Raw genomic sequence first — 20897 nt, 5'->3', positions numbered from 1 at the left:
TGGTTTAACCTTCATGCTTATGCTCCTTTCCGTCGGCATGGGTGTGTGTATTCGTACTCGGTGCTGGGGCTACAGGCACGCTGCTGGTGCCGCTTTTTTCAGCAGATTCAGTATCCGCATTTGTGTGATGGCCAGCGCCCTCAGGTGCTGCATCGCCAGATGCATGATGATCAGGCGAAGTCTGTCCATTGGTTGTACCGTGCTGGCCTTCATGATTGTGCATTTTAGACTCGCCGCCGCCATGCTGGTGACCTGCGCTTGACGCTACCAGCGCTAGGTACTGGTCTTTATCCATACCTGGCAGTTGTTGTAAAAAAGCCACCATACCCCAGATATAAGAGTCTGCCATGCTCTTGCCCCACGCGGGCATGCCGCTGGCTTTTATCCCATGCTTAATCACCCAAAATGCAGCAGCCGGGCTTTCACCTATACCTGTTTTAGCTAGATTGGGTGGGGCTGGATACAGCGCTTGGCTGAGCTCTGTTTGTGGAATTCCAGGTGCCAAATGACAGCCAACGCACATCGAGTTGTAGTTACCCGCGCCGCTCTTGATCATTGCAGGGTCATCAAGATTGGGTACCTCGATATCCCTGGCTCTAACTTCGATAGAGCGCTCGCGGGCCATGGTTAAAAATGAATAAACAATTTTGGAGTGAGGAGCATCAGCGCCCACGTTAATAATGCCGAAGTAGGCAACAGCCGAAACTGTGATACCTGTGACGATGCTTGCTGCAATGAGTGTTCGAATTGTTTTTTTCATAATCAGCTCTCAAAACCACATCCGGATACCTGCAACGAAGCGAGCCTCGTCAACGTCACCTCCTTCTTCGCGCGCATAGTCGGAGGTATTGCCGTATGTGCGATTCCAAGAAACACCAATGTAAGGGGCGAACTGAGGAACGATCTCATAACGCAAGCGCAGCTCTATCTCTGTGTTGGAAAGCCCTGAACCTACGCCACGCTCCGGGTCATTCTTACCGTAGAAGTTAATCTCGGCAGTCGGCTGAAGAATTAAGCGATTGGTCAGTAAGATGTCGTAATCGCCTTCGAGCCTGGCAGCTGTTTGACCGCCCTCACCAATGTAGGCTGTTGCTTCCGCTTCGAAGGCGTAGAGCGCCATGCCTTGAATACCCAGCGCGGCCCAAGTCTGAGGATCACCTGGCTCAAAATCCTGACGAACACCTGCTACAGCATCCCACCAGGGGCCAATCGAATGACCGAATAAGGCATGGACTTCTGCTTCTTCAGTCACGCCATTGGTGCGCTCACCTTCAGAGCGGAACCATAGTCGGTTGATATCACCGCCAACCCAACCCGATGCATCCCATGACAAGGTGCTGCCGTCGTCGGCATCTTGATATTCGAACTCATCAAGCAGAAAAAAGCTGTTTATCCCGCTCTCGTGCATATTGCTGTGTTCTGGCAATCCTGAAAAAGCCGCTTTTCTATCCGCGTCCGTCAATACAGGGATTGGCGTCCTGCTGGTAGTCGTCGGAGTCACGGTCTGAGCATCACCCATTTTACTGTGATCCATGCCCGGCATCGAATCATGCCCCATCGCGGCATGGTCCATAGCCGATGGTTTCTTTGCCTGCACAGCATGCTGCGTTGAAGCGCCAGTTGGCGTTTCATCCGCAAGCACATTGGAAGGGGCGAGCAGGGCGCTCAGCGCAATAGAAACAGCGCCGCTAATAAGTGTTTTGCGTTGCATTGTTAGGCTCATTTATTAAGTCCTCTGCTCTTCCACACGTACTTCGCGGAACATTCCCATGTCCATATGCAACAACAGATGGCAGTGATAAGCCCAACGGCCTAACGCATCTGCAGTTACGCGGTAACTGCGCCTGGTCCCGGGCGGCATATCGATGGTGTGTTTACGAACTTTGAAATTACCGTTCTCATCCTCCAGGTCGCTCCACATGCCATGAAGATGGATGGGGTGCGTCATCATGGTGTCGTTAACCAAGGTGATTCTGACGCGCTCGCCATATATGAGGCGAACAGGTTCTGCGTCCGCGAACGGAATCCCATCGAACGACCAGGAGAACTTCTCCATATGCCCGGTGAGATGCAATTCAATCGTGCGGCTTGGTTCGCGGCCATCAGGGTCTTCAAACGTGCTTTTTAAATCGGCGTAAGTCAGTACTCGGCGGCCGTTATCACGTAAGCCAATCCCCGGGTCATCCAACTTAGGGGTTGGCATCATGGTTTGCATGTCGACGAGCGGGTTGTCATTTTCTGATGCCGGATGAGCTTGCATGCCGGCGCCCATGCCCCCCATTTGGGAGTGATCCATACCTGACATTTTGCTGTGGTCCATACCGCCCATGCTTCCATGGTCCATGCCCATATCGCTCATGGAAATCAACGGTCGAGGGTCTGTCTCAGGTACGGGGGCACTCAAACCCTCACGAACCGCCAAGGTGCCACGCGCATATCCGGTGCGGTCCATTGATTGAGCAAAGATGGTGTAGGCCTCTTTGTCTGCCACTTCAACAATCACGTCATAGGTTTCAGCGACCGCAACGCGCAGTTCATCGACGCTCACTGGTTGAACATGCAGACCGTCAGATGCAACGACAGTCATTTTCAAACCAGGAATTCTCACGTCGAAATAGCTCATGGCTGAGCCATTGATAAAGCGCAGGCGAATTTTTTCACCCGGTTTGACAATGCCAGTCCAGTTTCCATCTGGGGCGTGGCCATTCATTAAATAGGTGTAAGTAAAGGCGCTGACGTCAGCAAGATCAGTAGGGCTCATCTTCATTTCGGCCCACATTTTTCGATCTTCAAGTGTGGCAGACCAACCCTTCTCGCTGACGTCATCGATGAAATCACCGACAGTGCGCTTATTGGTGTTGTAGTAATCAGATTGTTTTTTAAGTTTGTTAAGAACTGCAGCAGGCTCTTCATCTGTCCAGTCAGTGAGCATCACCACATAATCGCGATCGTAGGTGAAAGGCTCCGGCTCTTTGGCATCAATCACGAGTGGGCCGTAAACACCAACCTGCTCCTGTAAGCCAGAGTGGCTGTGATACCAGTAGGTACCGTTTTGATTGAGTTTGAATCTGTATTCATACATGCCGTCGGGGGCAATACCGGCAAAACTAAATCCGGGAACGCCATCCATATTCGCCGGCAAGATAATGCCGTGCCAGTGAATAGAGGTGTCTTCCTTAAGGCGATTTTTAACCCTCAGCGTAACTGTATCGCCTTCTCGCCAACGCAAAATAGGCCCCGGCATTGAGCCGTTTATTGTCTTGGCAAGACGCGCTTTACCCGTGATGTTGACGGGGGTCTCGCCAATGAATAAATCGAACTCGGTGCCGCTAAGCACATTGGGTTGACCTGGGCTGGTGAGCGCCCATACCGGCGTGCGCCATAAACCAAGGCCACCGATAATTCCGGCGCAGCCCAAGCCTTTAACAAAGGTTCGTCTCGATGTTTTACTGTGCATATTGATAAGTCCATTCAGCCAAGTAATAGCTCTGTTGAACAGGTCAGCCTGGCATGTGCTGCGACTACGGATTGCTAGGTTCCGCTGCCAGACCGACTATTCAAAAAGTGCCACATTTCTTCCTGCCCCTTGATGAGGTTTGTGTCAGTTTCAGGGGTTAACAATTGGCGTGGCTGTGTGTTTCATCAGCAGGCATCACGATTGTTCTTGGCTGTTGTTGCAGCGCCAGTTGAGTGGTTTGTGTGGAGCTTTCAATTGCTGCTTGCATACGTGCAAACGTCCGGTCTCCACCCCCTTCGGCCATGGCCAGAGATGAAAGACTTACGGCGGCAGTGATTAATAAAGCGCTGAGCATTTTCATTTCAGTTACCTCGATTTATTAGGCGATGAACTCATTGGCGTTCATGCGCTGAGCCTTAAGCTCGAGATCACTTTAACGGTCACTGCCTGTCAAAAAACTGAGCTCAACATTACAGTTTTGTCAGGTTCAGAACAGGTCAAGCTGGATTGCCCTAGGTTTTTCGTGGACAGCTGCATGCCTTAAGCGGAGGGGCTCTGGGTGGTGCCGTGTTCAAACCCTGAATAATCCCGAGTCGAAGCGATCAAGCAAGTGACCGAACGTGGAATGCCTTTCGTGAGGATAAGCATGTCGGTCAACGGCCTATGTTCGGGAGAAGCGCTGCAGCACCCTCAAGACCCACGAGCGCAAGAGGATGATCAATACGCAGAGCTGTGTTGTTTAAACACAAAGAACAAGAGGGGGAAGTGAACTGGACATCCCGGTTAGCCGCAGTCCCTAAACAGTATGGAAACCTCGAACGATCCCCAAGGTATTAAGGTTGATTAACCCCGCATCAGTCAGCGCACTTAGGCTGACTGATGCATGCAACCGGATATCCGGATTAGGTGTAAGTCGAGTTTTAGTAAGCGTTATGTAAATGCGCATTAATTTTGACTTGTGCACCCTGTGCCATTAACACGGTACTCCAAAATATTTAGTTTTCCACTCGAGTCTTCATACGTTATTTGGGCAGGCATCACATCGCATCCCGCGTCAGTAGGGGTAAGGCTAATGATAGTGTCGATGTCGAGGTCCATGCCGTATCTATAATGAACTACTTCAGGAACAGGCTTTCCTTTTGAAATAGCGTAGTCACGCATTGCCTGTTCGTTAGACTGAATCATTCGACCGTAAGTCCGATCTGTTACACCCTCAGCAACCGCAATGCCAGAAGAAGTTAGGATTGATGCAGCAATAATTAGGTTTATGGTTTTCATGTTCATCACCTCTTGTGTGTGATGAAAGTATAGATTTGGTCGGCTGACGTAATGCTTAACTAAACATTACATCTTTGTAATTTATTGATGTTAATTGCTTCCCTGTAAAATAATCAGTGGCACTGATACGCACTATTTTTTATAGGGGGCTAATGGCCCCGTGCGTGCGGGTGAGATGTTTTATGGCTTGAATTGGCAAACATTACATAACTGTAATCTTGGCTTAAGGGTACTGACAGTTGCGTTTGTTTAAGGTTGATCCATGAACACTGATTTTGCAATTGACCGGGTGTTCTAACGCAGAAATATACCGTTTTCGAGAGGGTACTTATATGAAGCTCCTTAAATCATTTGTCTTTGTTGGCGCTCTGGTGTTGGCATCTGTGGTATTGGCTGAGGGGGGAGGTGATCGCACCTTCAAGCGAATGCAGGAAATGAGTAATAGAGCAGAGGCTGTATTAATTAAGGCAGAAACAGCCCCCGCTAATGAACGGCATGTTCATATGAAACAACACATGGCGATGCTTGAGGAAATCATGAGTGAACTCCATGACACTCACCCTGAACCGAATATTTCAGCCGCAGAACACCTGATATGGATGGAGGCACACGATAAAGTTGTAGACGATGTTCTAAATCAAATGATCAGAGAGCATAAACTGATGATGGCCGACAAAGAGTGCCACCCATAAGTGGTGTTCGAGGCATTGTAAATTGTTTTTCCAGCGGCACCCTTGGGTGCCGTGATGTTTCATCATCCTATTTTATGTTTTGGCTGATGGGCCTTAAAGCATGTGCTGTTATGGAACATAAACTTCTTTTTATTATGAGTTGAGGTGCATCTGTGAATATTTTGATAACGGCTATTGTTACATTGTTTGGTACGGCTTCAGTGTACGCATCCCCACGGCATGAAGAGGCCGGTACTGATAAGTTCGAGGTGCGTCAGCAGGTTGACCGCACAATTCAAGTAAACATGGGTGACATTTTTTTCGATATGAAAACGCTGGATATTAAGCGTGGGGAAACTGTTCGGTTCGTGCTAAAGAATGAGGGTGCTTTATTGCATGAGTTTAACCTGGGCAGCGCTGAGTCTCATGCGCAACACCAAAAGGAAATGATTGCTATGTTTCAGCGCGGCACCCTATCCATGAACGGCGAGCAAGGCGTTAACAGTAAGGCGCACTCTTCTGTAGGGAATGAAACGGTTAACATGGCCCATAATGACCCAAACAGTGTGTTAGTTAAACCCGGTTCCAGTGAAGAGTTGATTTGGACTTTTTCCAATGCAACCAATCTAGAGTTCGCCTGCAACATCCCGGGTCATTATCAGTCTGGTATGGTAGGCAAGATAATTGTGCGCTGAACCTAGCCTTAGGCTAGGTGATACCTACTCCATTTACCACGTCGCTTACAGTGAGCGTTTAAAGCATTGAGAATGCCGGCGGATGGAGAGGTGCTTGTAGGATGTGTATTTCTAGCGAGAGTTAAATGGGACGGTATGGAGCTCGTATGTTAGATACCTGTTGGCGCTGAGTCTCGAAATTACATTTTTGTAAGCTTATGGTTAATACACGGGTTTGGTTGCACACTAACAACACACCGTCATTGGATTCCACTATGAAGCTTTTAGTCGCAGAAGATGAACCTAAAGTAGGTATGTACCTTCAGCAAGGTCTCACTGAGGCCGGGTTTAACGTGACACGCGTGATGACAGGCATTGATGCTCTGCAGGCTGCGTTGAGCGAACCTTTCGACTTATTGATTCTTGATGTGATGATGCCCGGCATGGACGGTTGGGAGGTGTTGCGCAGGCTCCGGACCACGGATAACGCTGTGCCTGTATTGTTTCTCACGGCGAGAGATGGTGTCGATGATCGTGTGAAAGGGTTAGAACTCGGCGCTGACGATTATTTGATCAAACCCTTCGCCTTCACTGAGTTGTTGGCTCGGGTCCGAACATTATTGCGTCGTGGGAGCAGTGCGCCGACGCTCACCAGCCTGAAAATCGCTGACTTACAGGTCGACCTGATGAAGCGTCGAGCTTTACGTAATGGCACACGAATCGATCTCACCGCCAAAGAGTTTGCGTTACTCGAATTGCTCATGCGGCGCCGCGGCGAAGTCTTATCGAAGGCACTTATTGCTTCGCAAGTGTGGGACATGAATTTTGACAGCGACACTAACGTCATTGAAGTTGCCATCCGCCGATTGCGCGCCAAGATTGACGATGACTTTGAGCTGAAACTGATCCATACCGCTCGTGGCATGGGCTACATGCTCGACGGCCCAGATACGCCATGAGGCGTTACTCACTCACAACTCGGATGAGCATGATGTTCATGCTTGGCGTCATCACCGTTCTGGTTGTGGCGGGCTTAAGCTTTCACGCGCTAGCCAAGCACCATTTCAAGATGCTCGATCAACAAACCCTGAATGAAAAGGTTGCCTCTGCCCAGCATATTCTGAGTGGCATACAAAATAAGCAGCAATTTAACAATGCTGAACCACAACTGAATGCACTGCTGGGGGCGCACGAGGATCTCGCTGCTTTTATCCTCGATAAGGGCGGGGAGGTGATCTTCTCAGCACCTGAGTCATTCAAGCTCCCAGCTGAATACCTGGGCCCAACACGCCAAAGAATGTTTGAGTGGGAAGCCGGAGGTCACCTGTACAGAGGCCTGTCGGCTGACGTCCCTGAAGAGAACCAGTCCGTTGCACAAACGGTGCTATTGATTATTGATGTCACGACCCACCAACACTTTTTTGAAATGCTGCAACGCTGGTTCTGGTTGGGCCTGGTGCTGAGTGCATTGATGAGCGCTGGGCTCGGCTATTTGGTTGCCCGCACTGGCCTAGAACCGCTGCGCCACGTAACACAAACAGCCAGAGCAATATCAGTACGCTCCCTTAATGATCGAATTCCACTGGGGCCTGTGCCGCAAGAGCTGCAGGAGTTGGTGAGTTCATTCAATGAAATGCTTTCGCGTCTCGATGATTCATTCACTCGACTGTCCAACTTTTCTGCAGACATCGCTCACGAGCTGAGAACGCCTGTTAGCAACCTTGTCACCCACACCGAAGTGGTACTGAGTCAGCAGCGAAACATTGAGTCCTACCAGGAGAACCTGTACTCAAACCTTGAAGAGCTCAACAAAATGTCGCGCATGATCGACGACATGCTGTTTTTGGCCAAGTCAGACAACGGCCTGATTATCCCCAAGCAAGAACCCATTGAGCTGCATGCACTGATCAGCAAATTGATTGAGTACTACAGTCTGCTTGCCGATGAACAGTGCGTTCAACTCAATGTGACCGGCCACGGGCAAGTGTTGGGCGATAGGCTTATGCTCGACCGAGCCATCTCAAACCTGATTTCAAATGCATTGCGTTACACCGAGCCAAACAAAGTGATATCGCTGGCGATTACATCCGACACCAGCCGCGTAATGCTTACTGTTGAAAACCCTGGTGAGACCATCAGGCAAGATTATTTAAATAAACTGTTTGACCGCTTTTACCGTGTTGATCCAGCGAGACGGGAAGGTGGGGCGAGCAATGCAGGACTAGGGTTAGCAATCACACGTTCTATTGTGGAGGCCCATAAAGGCAAAATTTGGTGCAGCTCAAGGCAAAATATAACGACTTTTACTATGGAGTTCCCAGTGCCAGGCTTACGGGGTTTTGACTGATCAGTTAAGGCGTTGCTGCACCTGAGCATCTCTTGGTTTTTGTACACCATAAAAAAGCAAGCCACCGAATACATCCGGTGGCTTGCCTTTGTCACCCTTGACTTTAATGTCTCCCGAACTTTCCGCATCTTTCAGCGTGGTTTGCTTGCGCATCACGCCGTTAAGTGTTTCTCGCGTCAAGGTCATACCTTCGGTGTGGTTGTTCGGCTCAGCGAAGACAACGTGCATGATCACCTCGGCTACCCAGCAGCAGTTGCCTTTATCGTAATACTTCTAGTTTATTCATCTCTGGTTTTGGCGTGCATATAGACAAGTATTTGAGGGCTGAAAAACACTACCGCGGTGTCATAAGTCTGAGCTTGGGCTACCATTGTTGTGCAACCGTTGGCTTTAGTGCGCCTGGTTAGTGGAATAAGCTCGGTGTGCTCAAGGTCGGTGGTTTTTTGCGCTTAAATAGAAAGTCAGACTGATTTCGGGCCCGGTTCTTCAGGGGTTGGCGTGATACGCATAAGTTAACGGTAATAAGCCCGGCAAAAATTGCCTGTGACCACACAAACGGAGTTTGAAATCGATGAAGCACAGCGTTAGCTACACCTTGCTTGCCTTAGCACTCAGCGCAGCGCTAGCTGGGGTCAGCCATGCGGCAGAGAATTCTGCCGGGAAGGCTGCAACGGAGGTAGCAGGCATTCCAGCCGGTACTGTGATCACCCCGGAAAGTGCGGCGGTTATCGCCCAGGATACCTATCTGTGGGGCTGGCCACTTGTGAACGCTTTTAATCGCAGGGCATCTTTTGCTTCTGCGCCTAAGCCAGGTTTGGTTGGTGGCATTTTGCCAACAGCACCTACCGGTTATGTGGCGATGTTAAGTAACTACATTTCCCCGGAGCAGCGCTGGGTGGCGCACCCGAATCAAGACGTGGTGTATGGCTTTGGTTATGCCGCCGTGGATGATGATCCGGTGGTTCTGCAAGTACCAGATTTTGGCGATCGTTTTTGGGTTTATGCACTCTACGATGCGCGCAGCGAAGAGTTCTCGCAGATTGGTAAGCAATACGGCACCAAGCCTGGTAACTATTTACTGGTTGGGCCCAATTGGAAAGGTAAGGTGCCGGACGGCATCACCGAGGTAATCAAGGCACCGACTGAGCTTGTGGCAATGGGCCCACGGGTGTTTATGGATGACAGCAGTGCAGATCGCGAAGCCGTACAAACGGTACTCAATGGCATGTCGATTTATCCGCTGAGCACCTATGACGGCAAGATCAAAAAGATGGATTGGAAAAACTTGCCGCACTTCCCGGCGGGAGCGAAAACCTCTACTGAAACGCGCTGGGTTGACCCGGCCAAGTTCTTCGATCAGCTCCCTGAAGTACTGGCAAAAGTACCTCCATTGGCCGGTGAAGAAAGTCGCTATGCGATGATGAAAGCCTTGCTGGAAGCGTCCAAGGATCCTGCTGTAAAAGAGGCAATGGTCAAGGCGGTAACCGAAACTGAAGAGAAGGTTATTGCCCCGCTGTTTAGCTTCCGGACCAACGGTTCTGCGCTGCCTAATGGCTGGAACTCGCCAACCAATGTGGCGCGCTGGGGAAATGATTACCTGACACGATTGGCCACTGCAAAGTCGAACATGTACACCAATCAGCCTGAAGAAACGCGTTATTTCTTCCTTGAGGTCGATAGCCAGAACCAGCGCCTCAATGGTGATAACAATTACACCGTGACCTTCGCTAAAGGGCAGACACCACCGGTTGATGGGTTCTGGTCGCTGACCATGTACGACCCACAGCATTTCTTCGCGGCTAACGACATGGAACGCTACTCGGTCGGCACCAAAAACGTGAAGAACATGAAGACCAACGCCGATGGTTCACTGACCATTTACATCCAGCATGACTCACCCGGTAAGGACAAGGAAGCTAACTGGTTGCCAGCACCTAAGAGCGAGTTCGAGATGACCATCCGCACCTACTGGCCAAAGCCTGAGGTGCTCAGTGGCAAGTGGACGCCACCCGCTGCTGTGCAAGTCAAATAGTGAAATGAACTGAGGGCCGTTTGATAAAGATCAGACGGCCTTGACTAAACGGCGCTTTAGGCATTGGCCAACAAGCCACAGGACCACTCAATATCCGTTCAATGGCCGCCCCCTGATGTAGTGGGTTTTCCACGTTGGTGAGCAGCAATTGCGATGTGCTTGGGTTTGATAACGCTTGGGAAATAGGTGGCGGCTGGACCTTGGCCAAGGTCGCTGACTGCTCGAGTTGCAGCCAGCTAACGCTTAACCTGTCAGTCCTTTGTGGCGAGAACATCGAAGGCCTGTCATTTTGCTTTGGGTTAGAGCCATAAGCGCCTAAGGATTGCATCGCTGTGGTCTTGGTCCTCTGGAAAGCGCAGTTGAGTTAATCAAAAGCGCCGTTAAGCACCTCATAGATAAGCCCGGAGGCTAGCGCGACCAGTATCAGGTCAGTGCCCGCCTGTTGCCATTCGTAGCCCTCATAATGAGGCAATCTGCCGAGCAAGCGACCGTCCAGCTTTTTGGCTATTCCAGGTGGAAGTGGCTTGCCCCGAGCGAGATTCTTTTGAATACCCGGCGGTAACGCAGGCCCAGGGTTCCAGTAGTCCCGATAGCCGCCAATAATGCCCATAACGCTACTGTGATTGATATTTGGCCCTCTATCCCAGTCGTGGTTGTCATGGTTTTTATAGCCATTGTGTTTGTCATAGCCTTGGCTGTTTGGCGAATTACCCTTGCCATTACCTTTGCCTGGGTCGGCGAATGCACTGGCTGAACTAAAGGCTAGTGCTAAACATGTTACAGCTGCAATCCAAGCATCAGTCCTACGCATAAGCTACTCCTTTAAAACTGAAGGTTATTCTTTAAGTTTAGACGCGCTGATCGCTACTCGTTCCGTTGTCTGGTACAGAGCCACGGGTTGAATGGCCATGGTGATGCGGCTAGTAACTCAAACCCGATTTATGCCTTTGCCTTTCAACTTTTCTAGACCCCGGCCGATAAAATTAAAAACGGGGCTGGCCTTACTGCTGGTGTTGTATGGGATGCTGCCGCGTCGAGCGGGCTTCACTACTATTCTTCAAAGCATCGCCAACTCCGCCCAGCAGGCATGGGTGTTGTCATTAATTATATGGGGCGTCAGGGGCGAGTCATTTGTTGCAGGGGCTAACAGTAAATAAGTGCAATAAACGCATTTGCGAGGCAACTCCCTTAGACCGAGTATTTGCATCAGGGAATAGTAGATGAGTCGTTACCCCGTGCCTGAATATGATGAAGAGCGCCTTGAGGTCCTGGACGCCTTCGCACTCATGGATTCTTCGCCTGAGCGTGAGTACGACCATATCGTACAGCTGGCGTCGCGGATTTTTGATGCACCCATCGTGTTGGTTTCTTTGGTGCATCGTCACCGTCAGTTTTTTAAGGCACGTGTGGGTCTGGACGTAGGCGAAACAGGCCGTGATGTGTCTTTCTGTACGTTTTCGATCATGGGTAAGGACGTTTTTATTGTTGGCGATGCAACTGAGGATGAGCGCTTTCAATCCAACGACTTGGTCACGGGCTACCCCAATATCCGTTTCTACGCAGGGGCGCCGCTTATAACTGCATCCGGCCATGCGCTGGGCAGTTTATGTGTGATCGATAACCAACCCCGCAGCACATTCTCACCGCGAGACTGCGTGGTGCTTCAGGATTTGGCGCAAATGGTGGTCGAACGCATGGAGCTGCGTCAGTCGGAGCGTGTGAGTCTGGAAAGCCGCCGGCGTTTTACCAACATCACATCGACTTCACCTGATGCGATTATTTGTGCGAACAGTAAAAACAGCATCACCTCATGGAATGCCGCGGCAGAGGCATTGTTTGGTTATTCAGCCACAGAGGCAATCGGCCGCTCTCTGGATATTATTGTTCCTAACGCAATGCGCTCGAGTCATCACGCGGGCTTTACGCGCGTCGTATCAGGCGGAACTCCGCGGATACTCGGAACCTCGGTCAATGTAACGGCGGTCCATCGAAATGGCACTGAGTTCCCCATTGAGCTTTCCCTTTCACAATGGACGGATGCCGGTGAACTGCACTTTGGCGGCATTATTCGTGATATCACCCAGCGTGTAGAAGCGGTCAAGCAGCTTAAGCATGCCGCTGAGTATGATCACCTAACCGGGTTGGCGAATCGCTCAAGCTTGAAGCAGCACATTCAGCAAGCCTGCGATGCTCAGGTGTCTGCAGCCATTCTGCTGATTGATCTGGACGGCTTTAAGGATGTCAACGATACCTTAGGGCACTACGCAGGTGATTTTGTCCTGAAGATTACAGCTGAGCGGCTGCGTAAGTGCGTGCCTGAGCAGCATATGGTCGCCCGGCTGGGAGGTGATGAGTTTGTCGTATTTATGCCTGGGACGACAGATCCTAATGAAGCCGTTGAGCTTGGCTTAGCGCTGATTGCGTTGGTTGAGTCACCAATCGAATTTGAAGACAGCTCGATTCATATCGGCGCCAGTATTGGCGTGTCGGTAAGGGCAGGGACTAGCGCTGATGTAGAGCAAATGATCGCTAATGCGGATCTTGCCCTCTATCAAGCCAAGGCCGACGGTCGCAATCTGGTGCGGGTGTTTACCCCTGAGCTTCGTCAGAAGGCCACAAAGAAAGGGGCGATGAGTTCATCAATCCGTCGGGCTTGGGAGCGTAAAGAGTTTGAGCTTTATTATCAGCCTCAGGTTCGCTTGATAGATGGCAGTATTTCCGGCGCTGAAGCGCTTATACGCTGGAACCATCCGACGCTTGGTGTGCAGCCACCTGCTGCTTTCTTGCCTGTACTTGAGGCTGGGTTGCTTGCGGTGCCCGTGGGGGAGTGGATCTTGCGTCAGGCCTGCCAGCAGGCTGCTCAATGGCGTCGTGAAGGTTGTGATGGTTTCAGAATCGGCGTCAACCTATTTGCTGCGCAATTTCGTACGCCAGACTTTGCTGATGTTGTCGAAACGGCGTTGAAGGATTTTTGCCTGCCTGCCAGCGCGCTTGAGTTGGAAATCACCGAGAACATCATCCTGCGCAATGAGCAACGCATCATGCAGCCCTTGCATCACCTTCGTGCTTTGGGGGTCGGCGTTGCATTCGATGACTTCGGCACAGGTTTCGCCTCCTTGAGCTTGTTGAAGGACTACCCCGTAAGCCGATTAAAGATTGATCGTTCCTTTGTCAGCGGTGTGGAGCGTAGCAAGAAAGATGAAGTGATAATCGAGGCCGTCTCAACGCTGGCCGCTGGCTTTAACCTTCAAGTGACGGCTGAGGGCATTGAAACTCGCGAACAGGAACAATTGATGCGCCATTATGCTTGCGATGAGGGGCAGGGCTACTTATACGGCCGGCCGATGACTGCAACTGATTTCGCGGAGCGGTTTATTTTGCCTTGATGTATTGAGGCTTAATTATTCAGTTGGGCGCAAAAAAGTATCGCCGAGCAGGGCTATGACGGGACGGCGACTGCACCTTGCAGCGCTGTTGGTGCAGGATCTTGGATTGGACTAACGCAGCAGTTCATCGATCCAGCGAATCTGCTGGTGGGTCTCCTGAATTCTTCTTTCGGGAATATTCTGCAGCGCGTGTGCGAGGTTGGCCAAGGTGCGTTGTTTTTGGTGCAGCATTCGGCGCCATTTCGCAAGAAAAGCTGGGCTGCGCTCGCGCATCAGCAGAGGACCGAAGTACAACTCCTCGGCACTGTATGTCGCAGGCTCGGCGCGCTCGGCGATGATGATTTCGTAGTCGAAGCGGTTTTCCCGCAGCACCTCTTCGCAAAGAATGCGGTAGCCATTTTCCATCAACCATTGGCGCAGTGGCTGCTCGCCGCGGTTCGGCTGCAGGATTAAGCGCTCCTGGCCGTTCAGGTGCGACTTGCCACTTTCGAGAATATCGCGGATGGTTTCGCCGCCCATGCCACAGATACTGATCGCGGTGATTCCGTCCGTTGACTGGATCGCCTCCAACCCATCGGCCAGGCGCACGGTGATCCATTGTTCTAAACCGTTTTCGTGCACATTGCGTTCGGCCGAGCGCAGCGGCTTCAGTGCTAACTCTCCGGCCACCGCCATCTCAATCGCACCACGACGCACCAGCGCCACCGGCAGGTAGCCGTGATCCGAACCGATATCAGCCAGACGCGCACCTAGCGGCACATGCGCTGCAACGCGCTCCAGGCGGATGGACAATGTCTGTTCGCTCAACTGCAACCCCTTCAACCATAACCGGCACCCGTCGGGGCGCGACTTTATCGAGCTACGCCGTGCATTTCAAATGTCTGCGAGTAAAGAACGCCGTGATGGGCAGGTCAGAATCAAGCGCTTTAATGAGCTGTGAATGCCATTAGTCTGCTGCTGTATGAAATGTCGTTGTGGGTGTCCAGATCTAGATGTACTGTATATAAACACAGTATTCGGGCTTTCTTATGACACTTACATTCATTGCGCCGCTCTCGCCATCGGTTGCGCTGCTCCCACATTTCTCCTTCAAGATACCGGCCGGCTTTCCAAGCCCGGCCAGTGATCACCTTGAGCAAGAAATTTCCCTTGATGAGCTTCTGGAGCTTGGCGCGCCGCATATCTATTTGGCGCGAACCTGTGGCGACAGTATGAGTGGCGTTGGCATTTTCAGCGGGGATTTGCTGATTGTGGACCGCGCAAAGGAAGCCAGGACCGGTGATATCGTGATTGCGGCTGTCAATGCGGAACCCATGGTCAAGCGCTTAGGCATGCTCGGCAAGCAAATCGTTTTGCTCTCGGAAAACCCGCTGTATTCACCGCGCTACATTTTAGAGGGCGATGAACTGCTAATTTGGGGTGTCGTGCGCTATTGCGTACGCAGTCTTGACCAGCATGGCTGACCCTATATTCGCACTGATCGATTGCAACAGCTTTTACGCCAGTTGCGAGCGTGTATTCAGGCCAGATTTGTTGCGTACGCCCATTGTGGTGTTATCCAACAACGATGGGTGTGTGATCGCACGTTCGGCGGACGCCAAGCCCTTTATAAAAATGGGCGAGCCGTACTTTCAAATCAAAACCAAACTGCGTCAGCACGGCATCGTCGCGTTCAGCAGCAACTATGCCTTGTATGGCGACATGAGCCAGCGGGTTATGACGGTTATTGAGTCGTTGGTTCCGGCGCTGGAGGTCTATTCCATCGACGAGGCTTTTGCCGACCTCAGCGGTATCGCTGATGGCCGAGTTGAAACGCTGGGCCGGGAGATTCGTGCTCAGGTGCTGCGCTCAACGGGTATCCCGACCGGTGTGGGCATTGCGGGCACTAAAACGCTGGCTAAGCTGGCCAATCATGCGGCCAAGAAGTGGGTGCAGCAAACCGGGGGCGTGGTGGATATCCGTGATGCCGTTCGGCGCGACAAGCTGCTCAAAGTGCTGGACGTCAGCGATGTTTGGGGGGTGGGCCGGCGCATGACGGAGCACCTCAACAACATGAATATTCGCACGGCTTGGGATTTGGCTCAGGCCGACGCCTGGACCCTGCGTAAGCAGTTCAGCGTGATTGTTGAGAAAACCGCCCGGGAGTTGCGTGGGGTGCCTTGCCTTGAGTTAGAGCAGCTAGCACCCCCTAAGCAGGCGATTTGTTGTTCGCGAATGTTTGGCATGCGCTTGCATGACATCGCTCCGATTCGCGAAGCCGTAGCGACATATGCCGCGCGAGCATGCGAAAAGTTAAGAGCCCAAGGCTCATTATGCAAAAAAGTCCGGGTAAGTATACGCACAGGGATGTTCAACCCGGATGAGCCAAAGTTCGCCCGAGGCGTTGTATGCGAGCTGCCATACCCAACGGATGACACGCGGCAAATCACCAAGGCTGTGGTTGATGGCCTCGGGCAGGTATTCAAAAAAGGCTATGCGTTCAGCAAGGCCGAGGTATTACTGCTTGATCTGCGTCAGCGTGGTGAATTTACCGACGATATGTTTGCTGTCACCCAGTCTGTCGCGGCAGAGAAGGTGATGCAGGTGCTCGACTCGATCAATGCCAAGTGGGGCAAGGGCACTGTGCGGCCGGGGGGTGTACCGGCTGCGCCTGACTGGGCAATGCGCCGCGAACTGATGAGCCCAAGCTATACCACACGTATTGATCAGCTTTGGATGATTCGATAGCAATCAAGGCTGCGCTGAGTGTGCATGCAGCACGGGCTATACGCGTTAAAAACACCCGCATTGCTTTGTGACCGCGCTGCGCTTAACGTTCCAGTCGGTTATTTGGCTGTGGAGCGCGTTAATGCAAGTCCAACAACACTGGATTGAGACACCTGAGGGTACGCTGTTTGCGCAGAGCTGGGATGTTGAGCAAGGGCAGGGCGCGCCCGTTGTGTTGCTGCATGATTCGCTGGGGTGTGTGGCGCTGTGGCGTGACTTTCCCGAACGTTTAGCGCAAGCCACTGGTCGCAAGGTGATTGCCTATGACCGGCTGGGGTTTGGGCGCTCGGCAAGGCATTCGGGCACGCTGTCCCTAAGCTTTGTTGAGGATGAAGCAAAGGGCGATTTTCAGGCAGTCTGCCAGTTCTTCAAGCTGCACAGCTTTGTTGTTTTTGGCCACAGTGTGGGCGCTGGTATGGCAATCGGTTGTGCGGGCGCACATGCAAATTGCCAAGGGGTGATTACTGAGTCGGCGCAGGCATTTGTTGAAGCGCTGACCCTTGACGGTATACGTCAGGCCAAGCAGACCTTTACTGAGGCGGGTCAAATGCAGCGGCTGGAGAAATACCACGGCGATAAAGCCCAATGGGTGTTGCATGCCTGGACCGATACCTGGCTCTCGGATGAATTCAGTGATTGGCGTCTGGATGAGCAACTGCGGCAAGTTAGCTGCCCGGTACTGGCTTTGCATGGTGACAGTGATGAATTTGGCACAACCCATCACCTGGAGCGCATAGCCGAGCAGGTCAAAGCCCCGGTCAGTCTGCATGTGCTTGCTGATTGCGGCCATGTTCCGCATCGTCAGTACCCGGATGCTGTGCTTGAACGGGTGTGTATGTTCCTAAGCCCACTCGCGTGAATGCTCAACCTCGCTTTTGATCAGTCTGCAAAATGCGGTCTGATTGTCCGCTAGCTAAACATAAAGCCCCTGAATAGACGATCAAGCTGAGGCCATAGGTTTGCTGGTCATATGGCTTTGCGGCGTTCCGTCAGATAAGGTCTTGATAGGCAATAGGGCGACTAAAATTCTTAGGTTAGTCACAAACCTGGAGAGCCAAGATGATCAACAAAAACACCCTCTGTCTTTGGTATGACGGCACGGCGTTGGATGCGGCGACCTTCTATGCCGAGACATTTCCAGACAGCGCGGTGGGTGCTGTAAATCGCGCCCCGGGAGACTACCCTGCGGGCAAGCAGGGCGATGTTCTGACGGTTGAATTCACTGTGATGGGCATTCCCTGCATGGGGCTCAACGGAGGCGATGCGTTCAAGCACACTGAGGCGTTCTCATTTCAAATTGCCACTGACGATCAGGCCGAAACAGACCGCCTGTGGAATGCGATTGTCGGTAACGACGGTGAGGAAAGCGCATGCGGTTGGTGCAAAGACAAATGGGGCTTGTCGTGGCAGATCACTCCCCGGGTATTGAGCGCTGCGATTACCCATCCAGATCAAGCAGCGGCCAAGCGTGCATTCGACGCCATGATGGGCATGCAAAAGATCGATATCGCAACGATTGAAGCAGCACTAAAAGGGGCGTAAGCGTTGAAAGGATGCGGAGCATAATTCACTCTGCGTCCACTCATTTTCGATGATGGCTTATGATCGAAGTTGCAGGTTATTTCAGCTTTGTGGGGGCTGAGTGTCTGTGAACCGAACGCTTGCCTGTCCACGATTGGTATTGTGCCGGGAGCGGGGCATCTAATCGCTTTTGGCTGCGCCTTCTTCACGCGCTGTATAGAGCCTGTCCAGCCTGTCTCGAATCTCAGTGTCGCTGCCAGGACCAGGGCGTAGTCGTAAGTCCCGTAGGCTCACGGGTTCTCCGTTGATGTCCGTCAAGTTGACGGGAGCGATCGCTGCACCGCTTTGAGCATTTATCAACTCGACAGGAGGACCGTTCGGTAGCGGGTTCCACTTATCACCCCATTGCATCATGGCAATAATGATGACATGCAGTGCACGACCCTTTTTTGTCAGGGAATATTCAGTACCTGTGCCAACGCTGGTTTTCACCAGAATCTCATGGTCCTGAAGCATTTTGAGTCGCTTCGACAAAATGCCCTTGGATATCTCCAAGTTGCGCTGGAACTCATCGAACTTAGTCGTCCCCCAGAGTAACTCGCGAACAATCAGCAGGTTCCACCAGTCTCCCAGCACGTCTGCTGAGCGGGCGATATTACAATTGCGGTCCACGAAGCTGACTCTTTCCACTGTGAAGGGCTCCTAGTGTTGTGGCCGTTGGACGACGAGCAGCAAAAATCTGTTGACAGGTTTCATGATAGCACCTACTTTGAGTTTCGCAAGGTTCTATTATGAAACCTATCTACCGAGGCAATTCTTATGATCAAGCCGCTCATGGCTGCTGCAGCCCTTCTTATCGCCGGAACAGTGAATGCTGAACCCTATGCCGTTTGTATAACCAATGAACTGGATGACACCGTGATAACGGCAGATATTGCCTTCGCTGCCGGTCAGTGCCATTTAGCGAGGGCCATTGAGGACACCCAGAACGTTTCGGCGCTTGAATATGCCCATAGCTGGTTTCTCGAAGCGCGAAGACTGGGTTCTAACCAGGCAACACAGGGCTTGAAAGATGTCGAGCAGAAACTCGAATCGGCGGGGCATGCGCAGGGTTGATGTCGATGTGCAGTTGTCCTGCCTGGAATGATTCAAAAGCCGCTGGCTGTGTATGAGTGCTTCAGGCTGATAGCGGCTTCTTTGGGTCCTAAGCACCTGCGGTTATGGGTTTGATTGCAAAGCGCGCAGCAATCAAACCCATCCGGGGGCGTAGGGGTTACATCCAGCCTTGTTCTTTGTAGTAGCGCACTGCGCCTTCGTGCAGAGGGGCGGTCAGGCCAGTCTTGATCATGTCTTTCGCATTGAGGTCTTTAAACGCGGGGTGTAAGCGCTTAAAGCGATCAAGGTTGTCGAACACCGATTTAACCAGTTGATACACGAGCTCAGGGTCGGTAGTCGACATGGTCGCCAGCACCGCTTTGCCGCCAATAGATGGAATGGGTTTATCGACCCCAGGGTAGATGCCAGCCGGAATGCTCTCTTTGCTGAAGTAGGGTGCCTTGCTCAATAGCTTGTCGATTGCAGGCCCGGTGACGGGGATAATTTGAGCATCGACATTGACCAGGGCTTCTTGGATTGCGCCGCTAGGATGGCCGACCACGTAGGTGATGGCGTCCAGATTGTTGTCGCCTAGCGCTGCAGCCATTTCTGCAGGCTTTAGCTCCGCCGCCAGAGTGAAGCTCGCATTGGTCCAGCCTTCAGCTGCCATCACCTCATCGACTGTGTCTCGGCTGCCTGAGCCGGGCACGCCAATGTTCACTCGCTTGCCCTTGAGATCCTCGATGGTCTTGATGTCACTGTCTTTCCGGGCGACCACGGTCAAAATTTCACTCTGTAAAGAGAACAGTGCGCGAAGTTTGGTTTGTGGGCCTAGCTTTTCAAAAGGAGGTAGGCCTTTCTGGGCCTTGTATTGGTGGTCTGATTGGATAAAACCAAAGTCATATTCACCGCCGTTGAGTGCAACGATATTACTAACACTGCCCGCCGTTGAAGTGGCGTTGCACTTGATTACCGGTTCAACCTCTGCACGGTTGAGAAACCTGCAGATGGATTGGCCACCGGTGTAATACACCCCAGTTTGACCACCTGTACCGATGGTCACATAACGTTCTGCTGCAAGGGTTGGTGTGGCCAGAAATAGTCCGGCTAACGCGCTGACAAGTAACCGGGATTTGTTATTTTTCATCGGTATGTCCTCTATTTATAATTGTGTTAACAGCGTTTTTTAATGCTCGGTTTAGCTATTGAGGTGCGCCTGGTTTAAAGGAGCGATCTGTTCGCTCAGCCTGCAACCTTGATTCGCTCTGCAGGCCATGCGGGCTTAGCTTTTGCGTGCGGCAATTACCATGATTTCAACCAATACATCGTCTGAAGCCAAGCGTGCTTCAACTGTTGCCCTGGCTGGGGCGCAGCCATCAGGTAACCACTTAATCCACTCTTGATTCATTGCTGAAAAATCGTGTTCGATGTCTTTTAACCATATTTGTGCACTTAGCATTTGGCTACTATCCGAGCCAGCAGCTGCCAACAAGGTGTCAATTTTGGCCAACACTTCAATGGTTTGACCCGCTACATCAAGCGAGCGATTGCTGGGCACTTGGCCAGACAAGAACACCAGTTCGCCGAAGCTTACGGCCCCGGATAAGCGATCATTGGTTTGCATGCGCTGGATAGTCATAAATTTTCCTGATTCAGAGTGATTGATGTGT

Annotated in this window: 22 protein-coding genes; 11 read left to right on the top strand and 11 right to left on the bottom strand. The window is 51.7% G+C overall.

What is annotated here, in order from left to right; genetic code table 11:
- Positions 1-4 precede the first annotated feature (4 nt).
- The 5 genes from ACIGCM_RS01245 to ACIGCM_RS01225 form a co-directional block, all read right to left on the bottom strand.
- Entirely contained in the window at positions 5-760 is a 756-nt protein-coding gene (locus ACIGCM_RS01245) for a c-type cytochrome (protein ID WP_397500231.1), read from the bottom strand.
- Positions 761-769: 9 nt separating this feature from the next.
- Entirely contained in the window at positions 770-1723 is a 954-nt protein-coding gene (locus tag ACIGCM_RS01240; RefSeq protein ID WP_397500230.1) for a copper resistance protein B, read from the bottom strand.
- Positions 1724-1726: 3 nt separating this feature from the next.
- The gene (locus ACIGCM_RS01235; RefSeq protein ID WP_397500229.1) at positions 1727-3457 is read right to left on the bottom strand and encodes a copper resistance system multicopper oxidase; all 1731 of its coding nucleotides are present in this window, start codon (positions 3455-3457) and stop codon (positions 1727-1729) included.
- A gap of 157 nt (positions 3458-3614) precedes the next feature.
- Positions 3615-3818, bottom strand: coding sequence for a co-regulatory protein PtrA N-terminal domain-containing protein (locus ACIGCM_RS01230; protein ID WP_397500228.1), 204 nt, complete (start codon positions 3816-3818; stop codon positions 3615-3617).
- 584 nt (positions 3819-4402) lie between these two features.
- The gene (locus ACIGCM_RS01225; RefSeq protein WP_397500227.1) at positions 4403-4735 is read right to left on the bottom strand and encodes a DUF2790 domain-containing protein; all 333 of its coding nucleotides are present in this window, start codon (positions 4733-4735) and stop codon (positions 4403-4405) included.
- Between the two features lie 332 nt (positions 4736-5067).
- Between ACIGCM_RS01225 and ACIGCM_RS01220 the strand changes: the two genes are divergently transcribed.
- The 4 genes from ACIGCM_RS01220 (at position 5068) to ACIGCM_RS01205 (ending at position 8427) form a co-directional block, all read left to right on the top strand.
- Positions 5068-5427 (top strand): co-regulatory protein PtrA N-terminal domain-containing protein, encoded by a 360-nt coding sequence (locus ACIGCM_RS01220; RefSeq protein WP_397500226.1) that lies wholly within the window; start codon positions 5068-5070, stop codon positions 5425-5427.
- A 152-nt stretch (positions 5428-5579) separates the two neighbouring features.
- A complete protein-coding gene (locus tag ACIGCM_RS01215) occupies positions 5580-6101 on the top strand; it encodes a plastocyanin/azurin family copper-binding protein (protein WP_397500225.1) in 522 nt (173 codons plus the stop codon).
- A 254-nt stretch (positions 6102-6355) separates the two neighbouring features.
- Complete coding sequence (locus tag ACIGCM_RS01210; protein ID WP_397500224.1) at positions 6356-7039, top strand: heavy metal response regulator transcription factor; 684 nt, start codon at positions 6356-6358, stop codon at positions 7037-7039.
- The gene (locus tag ACIGCM_RS01205; RefSeq protein ID WP_397500223.1) at positions 7036-8427 is read left to right on the top strand and encodes a heavy metal sensor histidine kinase; all 1392 of its coding nucleotides are present in this window, start codon (positions 7036-7038) and stop codon (positions 8425-8427) included. Before ACIGCM_RS01210 ends, ACIGCM_RS01205 begins: the two co-directional genes overlap by 4 nt.
- Here the strand turns inward: ACIGCM_RS01205 and ACIGCM_RS01200 are convergent, their stop codons facing one another.
- A complete protein-coding gene (locus tag ACIGCM_RS01200) occupies positions 8428-8655 on the bottom strand; it encodes a hypothetical protein (protein ID WP_397500222.1) in 228 nt (75 codons plus the stop codon).
- A gap of 343 nt (positions 8656-8998) precedes the next feature.
- Between ACIGCM_RS01200 and ACIGCM_RS01195 the strand changes: the two genes are divergently transcribed.
- A complete protein-coding gene (locus ACIGCM_RS01195; RefSeq protein WP_397500221.1) occupies positions 8999-10459 on the top strand; it encodes a DUF1254 domain-containing protein in 1461 nt (486 codons plus the stop codon).
- Positions 10460-10823: 364 nt separating this feature from the next.
- Here ACIGCM_RS01195 and ACIGCM_RS01190 read toward each other — a convergent pair whose 3' ends face one another.
- Entirely contained in the window at positions 10824-11270 is a 447-nt protein-coding gene (locus ACIGCM_RS01190; RefSeq protein WP_397500220.1) for an anti-virulence regulator CigR family protein, read from the bottom strand.
- Between the two features lie 409 nt (positions 11271-11679).
- Here ACIGCM_RS01190 and ACIGCM_RS01185 point away from each other — a divergent pair, with 409 nt between their 5' ends.
- Positions 11680-13845, top strand: a complete 2166-nt coding sequence (locus tag ACIGCM_RS01185; protein ID WP_397500219.1) for an EAL domain-containing protein — start codon at positions 11680-11682, stop codon at positions 13843-13845.
- A 111-nt stretch (positions 13846-13956) separates the two neighbouring features.
- Here the strand turns inward: ACIGCM_RS01185 and ACIGCM_RS01180 are convergent, their stop codons facing one another.
- Complete coding sequence (locus tag ACIGCM_RS01180; RefSeq protein WP_397500218.1) at positions 13957-14652, bottom strand: tRNA (adenine(22)-N(1))-methyltransferase; 696 nt, start codon at positions 14650-14652, stop codon at positions 13957-13959.
- Positions 14653-14873: 221 nt separating this feature from the next.
- Between ACIGCM_RS01180 and ACIGCM_RS01175 the strand changes: the two genes are divergently transcribed.
- The 4 genes from ACIGCM_RS01175 (at position 14874) to ACIGCM_RS01160 (ending at position 18153) form a co-directional block, all read left to right on the top strand.
- Positions 14874-15308 carry a LexA family protein gene (locus ACIGCM_RS01175; RefSeq protein WP_397500217.1) on the top strand — a complete coding sequence of 145 codons (435 nt, stop codon included), beginning with the start codon at positions 14874-14876 and terminating at the stop codon, positions 15306-15308.
- Complete coding sequence (gene umuC / locus ACIGCM_RS01170; RefSeq protein WP_397500216.1) at positions 15301-16572, top strand: translesion error-prone DNA polymerase V subunit UmuC; 1272 nt, start codon at positions 15301-15303, stop codon at positions 16570-16572. Before ACIGCM_RS01175 ends, umuC begins: the two co-directional genes overlap by 8 nt.
- Positions 16573-16693: 121 nt before the next feature.
- On the top strand, positions 16694-17470 hold the full coding sequence (locus ACIGCM_RS01165; RefSeq protein ID WP_397500215.1) for an alpha/beta fold hydrolase: 777 nt from the start codon (positions 16694-16696) through the stop codon (positions 17468-17470).
- 200 nt (positions 17471-17670) lie between these two features.
- On the top strand, positions 17671-18153 hold the full coding sequence (locus ACIGCM_RS01160; protein ID WP_397500214.1) for a VOC family protein: 483 nt from the start codon (positions 17671-17673) through the stop codon (positions 18151-18153).
- 159 nt (positions 18154-18312) lie between these two features.
- Here ACIGCM_RS01160 and ACIGCM_RS01155 read toward each other — a convergent pair whose 3' ends face one another.
- Positions 18313-18804, bottom strand: a complete 492-nt coding sequence (locus ACIGCM_RS01155) for a winged helix-turn-helix transcriptional regulator (RefSeq protein ID WP_397500213.1) — start codon at positions 18802-18804, stop codon at positions 18313-18315.
- Positions 18805-18951: 147 nt separating this feature from the next.
- Here ACIGCM_RS01155 and ACIGCM_RS01150 point away from each other — a divergent pair, with 147 nt between their 5' ends.
- Positions 18952-19248 (top strand): hypothetical protein, encoded by a 297-nt coding sequence (locus ACIGCM_RS01150; protein WP_397500212.1) that lies wholly within the window; start codon positions 18952-18954, stop codon positions 19246-19248.
- A 157-nt stretch (positions 19249-19405) separates the two neighbouring features.
- On the opposite strand, the gene ACIGCM_RS01145 is transcribed toward ACIGCM_RS01150, so the two are convergent.
- Both ACIGCM_RS01145 and ACIGCM_RS01140 read right to left on the bottom strand, forming a co-directional pair.
- Positions 19406-20374, bottom strand: a complete 969-nt coding sequence (locus ACIGCM_RS01145; RefSeq protein ID WP_397500211.1) for a TAXI family TRAP transporter solute-binding subunit — start codon at positions 20372-20374, stop codon at positions 19406-19408.
- A 135-nt stretch (positions 20375-20509) separates the two neighbouring features.
- Entirely contained in the window at positions 20510-20866 is a 357-nt protein-coding gene (locus tag ACIGCM_RS01140; RefSeq protein ID WP_397500210.1) for a RidA family protein, read from the bottom strand.
- Between the last annotated feature and the right edge of the window lie 31 nt (positions 20867-20897).

The sequence above is a fragment of the Pseudomonas sp. NPDC078700 genome, assembly GCF_044542375.1.
Taxonomy (GTDB): Bacteria; Pseudomonadota; Gammaproteobacteria; order Pseudomonadales; family Pseudomonadaceae; genus Aquipseudomonas.
Note: the sequence above shows the minus strand (reverse complement) of the source record. Positions and strands in the feature narration are given on the sequence as shown.

Bases quoted from the DNA above. Each gene is read 5' to 3' on its own strand.
- ACIGCM_RS01210 (WP_397500224.1), top strand. From the start codon at position 6,356: ATGAAGCTTTTAGTCGCAGAAGATGAACCTAAAGTAGGTATGTACCTT.
- ACIGCM_RS01190 (WP_397500220.1), bottom strand. From the start codon at position 11,270: ATGCGTAGGACTGATGCTTGGATTGCAGCTGTAACATGTTTAGCACTA.
- ACIGCM_RS01230 (WP_397500228.1), bottom strand. From the start codon at position 3,818: ATGAAAATGCTCAGCGCTTTATTAATCACTGCCGCCGTAAGTCTTTCA.
- ACIGCM_RS01200 (WP_397500222.1), bottom strand. From the start codon at position 8,655: ATGCACGTTGTCTTCGCTGAGCCGAACAACCACACCGAAGGTATGACC.
- ACIGCM_RS01150 (WP_397500212.1), top strand. From the start codon at position 18,952: ATGATCAAGCCGCTCATGGCTGCTGCAGCCCTTCTTATCGCCGGAACA.
- ACIGCM_RS01205 (WP_397500223.1), top strand. From the start codon at position 7,036: ATGAGGCGTTACTCACTCACAACTCGGATGAGCATGATGTTCATGCTT.
- ACIGCM_RS01240 (WP_397500230.1), bottom strand. From the start codon at position 1,723: ATGAGCCTAACAATGCAACGCAAAACACTTATTAGCGGCGCTGTTTCT.
- ACIGCM_RS01235 (WP_397500229.1), bottom strand. From the start codon at position 3,457: ATGCACAGTAAAACATCGAGACGAACCTTTGTTAAAGGCTTGGGCTGC.
- ACIGCM_RS01185 (WP_397500219.1), top strand. From the start codon at position 11,680: ATGAGTCGTTACCCCGTGCCTGAATATGATGAAGAGCGCCTTGAGGTC.
- umuC (WP_397500216.1), top strand. From the start codon at position 15,301: ATGGCTGACCCTATATTCGCACTGATCGATTGCAACAGCTTTTACGCC.
- ACIGCM_RS01245 (WP_397500231.1), bottom strand. From the start codon at position 760: ATGAAAAAAACAATTCGAACACTCATTGCAGCAAGCATCGTCACAGGT.
- ACIGCM_RS01220 (WP_397500226.1), top strand. From the start codon at position 5,068: ATGAAGCTCCTTAAATCATTTGTCTTTGTTGGCGCTCTGGTGTTGGCA.
- ACIGCM_RS01175 (WP_397500217.1), top strand. From the start codon at position 14,874: ATGACACTTACATTCATTGCGCCGCTCTCGCCATCGGTTGCGCTGCTC.
- ACIGCM_RS01145 (WP_397500211.1), bottom strand. From the start codon at position 20,374: ATGAAAAATAACAAATCCCGGTTACTTGTCAGCGCGTTAGCCGGACTA.
- ACIGCM_RS01225 (WP_397500227.1), bottom strand. From the start codon at position 4,735: ATGAAAACCATAAACCTAATTATTGCTGCATCAATCCTAACTTCTTCT.
- ACIGCM_RS01160 (WP_397500214.1), top strand. From the start codon at position 17,671: ATGATCAACAAAAACACCCTCTGTCTTTGGTATGACGGCACGGCGTTG.
- ACIGCM_RS01195 (WP_397500221.1), top strand. From the start codon at position 8,999: ATGAAGCACAGCGTTAGCTACACCTTGCTTGCCTTAGCACTCAGCGCA.
- ACIGCM_RS01165 (WP_397500215.1), top strand. From the start codon at position 16,694: ATGCAAGTCCAACAACACTGGATTGAGACACCTGAGGGTACGCTGTTT.
- ACIGCM_RS01140 (WP_397500210.1), bottom strand. From the start codon at position 20,866: ATGACTATCCAGCGCATGCAAACCAATGATCGCTTATCCGGGGCCGTA.